Raw genomic sequence first — 8,916 nt, forward strand, 5'->3', positions numbered from 1 at the left:
GCCCTGACCGCAGCGGCTGACGTCACCGGCCCGACCGCACGTCCCCCGACGCAACGGAGCGCAGCATGAGCCAGTCCCCGCACGAGAACCCGTCCCGACGCACGTCGTCCACCGCCCCCGACCGCCTCGAGGTGTCCGGGCACGGCCGCCTCGAGCGCCTCGGCATCCCCCCGGTCCTGCGGTGGGGCTTCGTCGCGGTGCTGGTGTTCATGACCGGCAACGGCGTGGAGTCGAACTTCGTCACGCCGCACCTGCAGGCCGTCCTCGGTTCCCCCGAGGCCACCGTGGCGACCATCATCACCGCGTACAGCCTCTCGGTGCTGGTGGGCAGCTACCTCTCCGGCGCCCTGTCCGACCTCGTCGGCCCGCGCCGCGTCATGGCCCTCGGGTTCGTGGTGTGGGTGGTGTTCGAGGCCGTGTTCCTGCTCGGCCTGCAGGCCGGGAACCTGCCGGTGACGGCGGTCGCCTACACCCTGCGCGGGTTCGGGTTCCCGCTGTTCGCCTTCGCCTTCCTGGTGTGGGTGAACATCACCACGCCGAAGGAGCGCAACGGGGCGGCCGTGGGCTGGTTCTACGTCGCGTTCACGGGCGGGCTGCCGACCCTCGGGTCGCTGTTCGCGGTCGGCGCGATCCCGGTGTTCGGCGGGGGCACGGGCGGGGAGACGGGCGCGATGGTCGCCTCCGTCGCGCTCGTCGTCGCGGGGTTCCTCATCGCGTGGTTCGGCGTGCACGACGAGGCGGGCCGGCACCGCATCGCCCCGGCCGGCGAGACGCGCGCGCAGGTCCTCACCTCGGGCCTGCGGCTGACGTTCACGCAGCCCCGCATCGCGATGGGCTTCTGCGTGCGCCTGATCAACACGGCCCCGGAGTTCGGCATGTTCATCGTGCTGCCCGCGGTCATCGCCGACGAGCGCGGCTGGGGCCAGTCGCGGTGGCTGATCATGACCGTCTGCGTGTACGCGACGAACATCTTCGTCAACGCCGCCTTCGGGGCGCTGGGCGACCGGATCGGCTGGCAGCGCACGGTGCGGTGGTTCGGGATCGTCGGGTCCGCGGCCGGTCTCGTGACCTGGTGGTACGTGCCGCAGCTGGTGCCCGCGGGCAGCGACTGGGGCTACGTCCTCTCGGTCGTCGCGGGCTGCCTGTTCGGCATGCTGCTGGCCGGGTTCGTGCCGATGGGCGCGATCATGCCCGCGCTCGCCCCCGACCACCAGGGCGCCGCCATGGCCATGTACACGACGGCCGCGGGCGGGGCGTCGTTCCTCGGGTCCGGGGTCGTCGCCCTCGTCTACGGCGTCGGCGGCGGCAACGAGGCCGTGGTGTGGTCGTTCGTCGGCCTGTACGCCGTGGCGTTCGTCCTGGTCGGGTTCCTCAAGGTCCCGCAGGTGCGGACGGGCGGCCGGGCGGCGCTCACCGCGGACGTCTGAGGACCCCGCCGGGCCCACCCCGCGAGGGCGGGGCCCGGCTCCGCGGGGGCCGGGCGACGTGGTGAGATGACCCCCGTGACCGCCCCCTTCGCCGACGTGCTCACCGCCAACGCCCAGTACAGCGCCTCCTTCGTCGACGACGGCCGCCCCGGCGTCGCCGGCAAGGGCCTCGCCGTCCTGACGTGCATGGACTCCCGCATCTCCCCGCTGGAGATGCTGGGCCTGGAGAAGGGCGACGCGAAGATCCTCCGCAACGCCGGCGCCCGCGTCACCGACGACGTCCTGCGCACGCTGGTGCTCGGCACCTACCTGCTGGGCGTGGAGCGCATCCTCGTCGTCGCCCACACCGACTGCGGGATGACGAAGAACACCGACGCCGACGTCCACGAGCGGGTCATGGCCCAGGGCGTGGACAGCCGCTCGATCGAGTTCCGCACCATCGCCGACCAGCGCGCGACGCTCGTCAACGACGTGCAGCGCATCCGGTCCTGGCCGTTCCTGCCGCCGCGCATGCCGGTCGCCGCGGGCATCTACGACGTGCGGACCGGCCTGGTGAGCATGGTCGTCGAGCACGACGAGTCCACCGCGGACGCCGCGAACGCCGCGAACGCCGGCTGACCGGCCGGGGGCGCGGCGCGGGAGGATGACCGCGTGCCGGGCCCCATCCAGTCCATCGAGCGCGCCGCCGCCGCCCTGCGGCTGCTGGCCGCCGCGCCCGAGGGCCTGGGCGTCGTGGAGCTGGGGACGGCGCTGACGCTGGCCAAGACGACGGCGCACGGGATCCTGCGGACCCTGGTCGACGTCGGGTTCGTCGAGCAGGCCGAGGACGGCCGCTACCGCGTCTCGGAGGACCTGGCCGACCTCGGCCGCCCGCGCATCGACGCCAACGACCTGCGCGCCCAGGCCGTGAACTGGGCGGACTCCCTCGCCTCGCGCACGGGCGAGTCCGTCCGCCTCGCGGTGCTCGCGGAGGGCCGCGCCCTCGTCGTGCACCACGTCTTCCGCCCCGACGACAGCCGGCAGGAGCTGGCGGTCGGCACGTCGCTGCCCGCGCACGCCTGCGCGCTGGGCAAGGTGCTGCTGGCCTGGTCGGTGGGCGGGCGGCGCGGGGCCCGTCTGCCCGCGCTGACGCAGCGCACGGTCGTCGACCCGGCCGTCCTGCGCCGCACGCTGGCCGCCGTGCGCGAGCAGGGCTGGGCCCTGGACGTGGAGGAGCTGCTCGCGGGCACCGCCTCGATCGCGGCCCCCGTGCGCGACCGGGGCGGTCTGGTCGTCGGGGCCATCGGCATCGACGGCGAGTCCGAGCGCCTCGTCGACACCCGCGGCCGCCCCCGGGCGGGGCTGGTCCCCGCGGTGCGCCAGGCCGCCCGGTCGGTCTCGCGCGGGCTCGGCGCCCGCGGCGCCTGAGCGGCGACCCGCAGCAGCCCGCCGGAGGAGCCCCCGCGCGAGGGCCGCCGCCGCGGCGCCCATCGGGCAGGATGCACGCCATGGCGACGGAGCTGCAGGACGGTGAGCGCCCTGAGCACCGCGGCTACGTCGCCGCCGTCGACCAGGGCACCACCTCCACCCGCTGCATCCTCTTCGACCACTCCGGCCGCCTCGTCGCGATCGCGCAGCGCGAGCACCGCCAGCACTACCCGCGCCCGGGGTGGGTCGAGCACGACGCCGCGGAGATCTGGCGCAACGTCGCCCGGCTGGTGCCGCAGGCGATGGCGCAGGTGGACGCGGAACCCGGCGACGTCGTGGCCATCGGCATCGCCAACCAGCGCGAGACCGTGGTCGCGTGGGACCGGCACACGGGCGTCCCCGTGGGGCACGCCGTCGTGTGGCAGGACACCCGCACGGCCGACCTGGTCGACGCGCTCGCCGCCGACGGCGGGACCCACCGCTTCGCCGAGGCCTGCGGGCTGCCGCTGACGACGTACTTCGCGGCCCCTCGCATGCGGTGGCTGCTCGACGAGGTCCCGGGGCTGCGCCGGCGCGCCGAGGCCGGCGACGTGCTGTTCGGCACCATCGACTCCTGGCTGGTCTGGAACCTGACGGGCGGCCCCGACGGCGGCACCCACGTCACCGACGTGACGAACGCGAGCCGGACCATGCTCATGGACCTGCGGACCCTGGACTACAGCCCGCAGATGCTCGAGGAGTTCGGCATCCCCCGCGCGTGCCTGCCCGAGATCCGGTCCTCCTCGGAGGTCTACGGCACGGCCCGCACGGTCGTCCCGGGCGCGCGGATCGGGGCGGCGCTGGGCGACCAGCAGGCCGCGCTGTTCGGGCAGACGTGCTTCTCCCCCGGCGAGGCCAAGTGCACCTACGGCACGGGCGGCTTCCTGCTGATGAACACCGGCACGGAGATCACCCGGTCCTCGCACGGGCTCCTGACCACCGTGGCGCACCGGATCGGCGACGAGCCCCCCGCCTACGCGCTGGAGGGGTCGATCGCCGTCACGGGTTCCCTCGTGCAGTGGCTGCGGGACAACCTCGGGCTGATCTCCACGGCCCCGGAGATCGAGACGCTCGCGCGCACGGTCCCGGACAACGGCGGCTGCTACTTCGTGCCCGCCTTCTCGGGGTTGTTCGCGCCGCACTGGCGCTCGGAGGCCCGCGGGCTCATCGTCGGGCTGACGTCGTTCGTGACGAAGGGCCACATCGCCCGCGCCGCCCTCGAGGCGACGGCCTGGCAGACCCGGGAGGTCGTCGAGGCCATGGACGCCGACTCCGGCCTGCGGCTGGCGTCGCTGCGCGTGGACGGGGGCATGACGTCGAACAACCTGCTGATGCAGACCGTGGCCGACGTGCTCGACGCCCCTGTGGTGCGGCCCATGGTGTCCGAGACCGTGTCGCTGGGTGCGGCCTACGCCGCGGGCCTCGCCGTCGGGTTCTGGCCCGACACGCAGGCCCTGCGCCGGCGCTGGCACCGCGCCGCGCAGTGGGACCCCACGATGGACCCGGCGACGCGCGCGAGCGGCTGGAAGGACTGGCAGCAGGCCGTGCAGCGGACGTTCGGCTGGATCCGGCACTGACCCGCCGGCGTCCACCCGCCGGTGCGGTCTGCCGGCGCGGTCAGCCGGCGTGGATCCGCGGCCGCTGCGCGGGGTCGCGGACGGCCCGGCGCAGGACCTCGCGGGTGACGGGGGCGACCTCGCCGACGCCGAGCAGCAGGAACCGGGTGAGGTTCGCCAGCGGGTTGCCCTCCGACCACTCGAACCACACGTCGGGCAGCAGGCCCGTGCGGTCGCGGACGGCGAGGACGACGGCCGCGACGGAGTTCGCGACGGCCGCGCTGCGCACGGTCAGGACCCGGTGGCCGAAACGCTCCTCGCCGTGCACCTCCAGGTCGCTCTCGAACTCCGACGGGTCGGTGACGGTGACCTCCAGGAACACCGCGGGCTCCCCGGCCGGGATGTGCTGGTCGCGCCGCTCGCCGTACTCCTTCTCGGCGTACTCGGCCTCGTCGCGGGCACCGGGCTCGTGGGCGATGACGTGCAGCGCACCGCGTCGCGCGGCGTCGGCGAGGAAGCGCAGGGCCTCCTCGTCGAAGTTCACGGCGCTGGCGCGCAGCTCGAACGCGCGCAGCGCCCGGGAGACGACCGAGATGACGAGGATGCCGCCGATGAACGCCGAGGCGATCCGGACGCCCTCGGGACGCTCGACCACGTTGGCCACCGTCGTGTAGGCGAACACGGCCGACACGGCGCCGAACCCCCACGTGGCGCGGCGCTCGCCGCGCCGGCGCGCCGAGAGGGCCACGGCCACGGCCGCGGAGGTGATGAGCACGAGGACGCCGGTCGCGTACGCGCCGCCCTGGGCGTCGACGTCGGCCTCGAACAGCCACGTCACGAGGAACCCCACGGCCGTGAACACCAGCACGAGCGGCCGCACGGCCCGCGCCCACCCGGGCGCCATGCCGTAGCGGGGCAGGTAGCGCGGGACGAGGTTCAGCAGCCCCGCCATGGCCGAGGCCCCGGCGAACCAGAGGATGGCGATGGTGCTGACGTCGTAGGCGGTGCCGAACGCCCCGCCCAGGTACTCGTGGGCCAGGTAGGCCAGCGCCCGGCCGTTCGCCTGCCCGCCGGGCTGGAACTCCGCGGCCGGGATCAGCACGGCCGTCGCGAGGCTGGACGTCAGCAGGAACCCGCTCATGACGAGCGCCGCCACGGTGAGCAGCCGACGGGCCCCCCGCACGCGCTGCGCCACCTGCTGCGCGGGGGTGCCGCCGCCCCCGTCGATCTGCGGCATGACGACGACGCCCGTCTCGAACCCGGACAGCCCCAGCGCGAGCTTCGGGAACACCAGCAGCGCGACCCCGACGACGGCGAACGGCGACGAGCGCTGCGACCAGACCGCGTCCCACCACTGGCCCAGGACGACCGGCTGACCCGCGACGTGCACGAACGCCGTCACCACCACGACGGCGTTCAGGGTCAGGAAGACGGCGACGAGGACGCCCGCGACGCCGATGGCCTCGCGGAAGCCGCGCAGGAACACGGCGCCCAGCAGCGCCAGCAGCAGCAGGGTCACCCCGACCTGGTGCCCGTCGAGGAACCGCGGGGCGTAGGGGTTCTCCAGCAGGTGCTTGGTCGCGTCCGCGGCCGAGAGCGTCATGGTGATGAGGAAGTCGGTGGCCGCGAACCCCAGCAGCACCAGCACGAACACCTTGCCGCCCCAGTACGGCAGGACCTTCTCGAGCATCGCGATGGACCCCTCGCCGTGCGGGCTCTCGCGGGCCACGCGGCGGTAGACGGGCAGCGCCCCGAACAGGGTCAGGACGACGAGCACCAGGGTCGCCAGCGGGGAGACCACCCCGGCGGCGAGGAACGCGATGGCGGGCTGGTAGCCGAGGGTCGAGAAGTAGTCGACGCCCGTGAGGCACATGACGCGCCACCACGCGTGGCCCGGGTGGTCCGGCCGGCCCCGCCCGTGCGGGCCGGGGTGGCGGGTCGCCTGCTCGCTCAGCCCCTCCAGCAGCCAGCGCCGCGCCCGGCCCGCGGGGCGGGCGTCCGCCACGGGCGGGGTGGAGAGGTCGTCCGTGGCGGAGTCGTCGGTCGGGGTGAAGGGGTCGGTCGGGGCGTCGGGGGCCAGCACGCTCCCATCACCGCGCACCCCGGGCGGCCGGGCAAGCTCCCTCACCCCGCGGCGCCGGATCTTGACGCGTCCTTGACGCGGGAGGCCCGAGCCTGAGGACGAGCTGGGTGCGGGCGCCGTCAGTGCTCGAAGCGGTAGCCCATGCCGGGTTCGGTGATGAGGTGCCGCGGCCGCGAGGGCACCTGCTCGAGCTTGCGGCGCAGCTGGCCGACGTAGACGCGCAGGTAGTTCGTCTCGCGCCCGTAGGCCGGCCCCCACACCTCCTTCAGCAGGTGGGTCTGGGTCACCAGCCGACCGGAGTTCGCCACGAGCACCTGCAGCAGCGCCCACTCGGTGGGCGTGAGCTTCACGGCCTCGCCGTCGCGGGTCACGACGTGCCGCGCCAGGTCGATGTGCAGGCCCTCCGCGTCGACGACGTCGGGCGGGGTGTCGCCCGCGCCGCCGCGGCGCAGCGCGGCCCGCAGCCGCGCCAGCAGCACGTCCATCGCGAACGGCTTGGTGACGTAGTCGTCGGCCCCCGCGTCGAGCGCGTCGACGGTGTCGGCCGAGGACGTGCGGGCGGTCAGCACGATGATCGGCACGTCGCTCCAGCCCCGGATGCCCGCGATGACCTCCAGGCCGTCGAGGTCGGGCAGCCCGAGGTCGAGCAGGACGACGTCGGGGTGGGCGGAGGCGGCGGCCGCGAGCGCCGTGGAGCCGTCGGCGGCCTCGGTGACGTCCCAGCCGCGGGCGCCGAGGTTGATGGCGAGGGCGCGGCGCATGCCCGGTTCGTCGTCGACGACGAGCACCCTGCTCACGACCGGCCTCCTCCCGCGGCAGCGCGCGCCGCCGGGGACCCACCCCAGCACGTCCTCACGCGGGGGCCTCCGCCGGGGCGGCGCCGTCCGGGTCGTCGTCGTGCAGGTCGTCGTCGTGCAGGTCGTCGGCGTCCGGGGCGTCGCCCGCGGGCAGGTCCAGCACCATCGTCAGCCCCCCGCCGAGGGTGTCCTCGGCGACCAGCCGCCCGTCGACGGCCTCCGCCAGCCCGCGGGCCACGGCCAGCCCGAGGCCCAGGCCCGCGCCGGAGCGGTCGCCGAGGCGCTGGAAGGGCGTGAAGGCGCGCTCCTTCGCGGCCCCGGCGAGCCCGCGGCCGTGGTCGACGACGAGCAGCCGCACGCGGGCCTCGCGCCCCTCCCCACCGCCGACGAGGGCCCCGCCGCCGACCAGGACCCCGCCGACGACGCCGGCGCGCACCTCGACGGCCGGGCCCTCCCCGGTGGCCGGGGGCGCGCCGTGCAGGAGGGCGTTCTGCACGAGGTTGGCGACGACGCGGCGCAGCAGCCCGGGGTCGGTGCGGACCAGGGGCAGGTCGTCGGCGACCTCGACGGCGACCGCGGGCGCGTCCGCCCCGGCCGGGCCCACGGCGTCGTCGACGGCGAGCAGGACCAGCTCGTCGAGGGCGACGGGGACCATCCGCGGCTCGACGACGCCGCTGCGGATGCGGGTGAGGTCGAGCAGGTCGTCGATGAGCGCCTGCAGGCGGTCCGCGGAGTCCCCGACGCTCGCGAGCAGCTCGGCGCGGTCGCCGTCGGAGAGGGCGATGTCCTCGGCGCGCAGGCTGTCCACGGCCGTCTTCAGCGTCGCCAGCGGCGTGCGCAGGTCGTGCGAGACGGCGGTCAGCAGGGCCCCGCGGACGGCGTCGCCCTCCTCCAGGCGGCGGACCTGGGCGGCCTCGGCGCGCAGCCGCTGGCGCTGGCGCAGCGCCGCGACCTGCGCGGCGAAAGCCTCCAGCACCCGGCGGTCGTCGCCCGCGAGCAGCCGCCCGCGCAGCACGAGGCACGTGCCGTCCTCGACGACCGCGGCGTCGCCCTCCTCCGGCGCGGCGCAGGGGCCGGGCCCGACGGAGGCGACCGGCATCCACGGCGCGTCGGGCGCGGGCCGCTCCAGCAGGCTCACCGACTCCACCGCGAAGGTGGCGCGGGTGTGCTCCAGCGCCTGGGCGAGCGGGTCGTCGCCGAGCAGCACCGTGCGCGTGAGCACCGACAGCGCCTCGGTCTCCGCGCGGCTGCGCCGGGCCTCGTCGCTGCGCCGCGCCGCCCGGTCGACGGTGCCCGAGACCGCGAGGGCCACGAGCAGGAACACGCCGAGGGCCACGGCGTTCGCGGGGCGGGCCACGGTCAGCCGGTGCAGCGGGACGGTGAAGAACCAGTTCACCGCGAGGGTGCCCAGCAGCGCCGCCGCGACGGCGGGCCACAGCCCGCCCGCGAGCGCCGCGGCGAGGACGACGACGAGGAAGGCCATGAGGTCGGTCGAGAAGTCCTGCGCGGGAGCGGCGGACAGGGCGGCCGTGGCCACCGCGGGCCCCAGCAGCGCGAGCGCCCACCCGGCCCGGCGGCGGCGCGCGGACAGGGCCGCCCGGCTGCGG

At 75.6% G+C, this 8,916-nt stretch carries 7 protein-coding genes; 4 read left to right on the forward strand and 3 right to left on the reverse strand.

Annotated features, from left to right (window positions below; translation table 11 throughout):
- The first annotated feature begins 65 nt into the window (after positions 1 to 65).
- The 4 genes from F1544_RS22535 to glpK all read left to right on the forward strand — a co-directional run bounded on the left by F1544_RS22535 (position 66) and on the right by glpK (position 4,450).
- A complete protein-coding gene (locus tag F1544_RS22535; RefSeq protein WP_167588451.1) occupies positions 66 to 1,427 on the forward strand; it encodes an MFS transporter in 1,362 nt (453 codons plus the stop codon).
- 66 nt (positions 1,428 to 1,493) lie between these two features.
- Positions 1,494 to 2,045 carry a beta-class carbonic anhydrase gene (locus tag F1544_RS22540; RefSeq protein WP_167588452.1) on the forward strand — a complete coding sequence of 184 codons (552 nt, stop codon included), beginning with the start codon at positions 1,494 to 1,496 and terminating at the stop codon, positions 2,043 to 2,045.
- A gap of 33 nt (positions 2,046 to 2,078) precedes the next feature.
- Positions 2,079 to 2,834 (forward strand): IclR family transcriptional regulator, encoded by a 756-nt coding sequence (locus tag F1544_RS26685; protein ID WP_167588453.1) that lies wholly within the window; start codon positions 2,079 to 2,081, stop codon positions 2,832 to 2,834.
- An 80-nt stretch (positions 2,835 to 2,914) separates the two neighbouring features.
- Positions 2,915 to 4,450, forward strand: coding sequence for a glycerol kinase GlpK (gene glpK / locus F1544_RS22550; protein WP_167588454.1), 1,536 nt, complete (start codon positions 2,915 to 2,917; stop codon positions 4,448 to 4,450).
- Positions 4,451 to 4,490: 40 nt separating this feature from the next.
- On the opposite strand, the gene F1544_RS22555 is transcribed toward glpK, so the two are convergent.
- From F1544_RS22555 to F1544_RS22565, 3 genes are all read right to left on the reverse strand, one after another.
- Complete coding sequence (locus F1544_RS22555; protein WP_167588457.1) at positions 4,491 to 6,434, reverse strand: APC family permease; 1,944 nt, start codon at positions 6,432 to 6,434, stop codon at positions 4,491 to 4,493.
- A 197-nt stretch (positions 6,435 to 6,631) separates the two neighbouring features.
- Positions 6,632 to 7,309 (reverse strand): response regulator, encoded by a 678-nt coding sequence (locus tag F1544_RS22560; protein ID WP_167588455.1) that lies wholly within the window; start codon positions 7,307 to 7,309, stop codon positions 6,632 to 6,634.
- Positions 7,310 to 7,364: 55 nt separating this feature from the next.
- Positions 7,365 to 8,916, reverse strand: a 1,552-nt coding sequence (locus tag F1544_RS22565) for a sensor histidine kinase (RefSeq protein WP_167588456.1), incomplete at its 5' end; no start/stop codon positions are given.

Source organism: Kineococcus rubinsiae (assembly GCF_011839805.1).
In the GTDB taxonomy this organism is placed as follows: Bacteria; Actinomycetota; Actinomycetes; order Actinomycetales; family Kineococcaceae; genus Kineococcus; species Kineococcus rubinsiae.

Coding starts and splice junctions, on each gene's coding strand:
- F1544_RS22535 (WP_167588451.1), top strand. CDS start 66: ATGAGCCAGTCCCCGCACGAGAACCCGTCCCGACGCACGTCGTCCACC.
- F1544_RS22540 (WP_167588452.1), top strand. CDS start 1,494: ATGACCCCCGTGACCGCCCCCTTCGCCGACGTGCTCACCGCCAACGCC.
- glpK (WP_167588454.1), top strand. CDS start 2,915: ATGGCGACGGAGCTGCAGGACGGTGAGCGCCCTGAGCACCGCGGCTAC.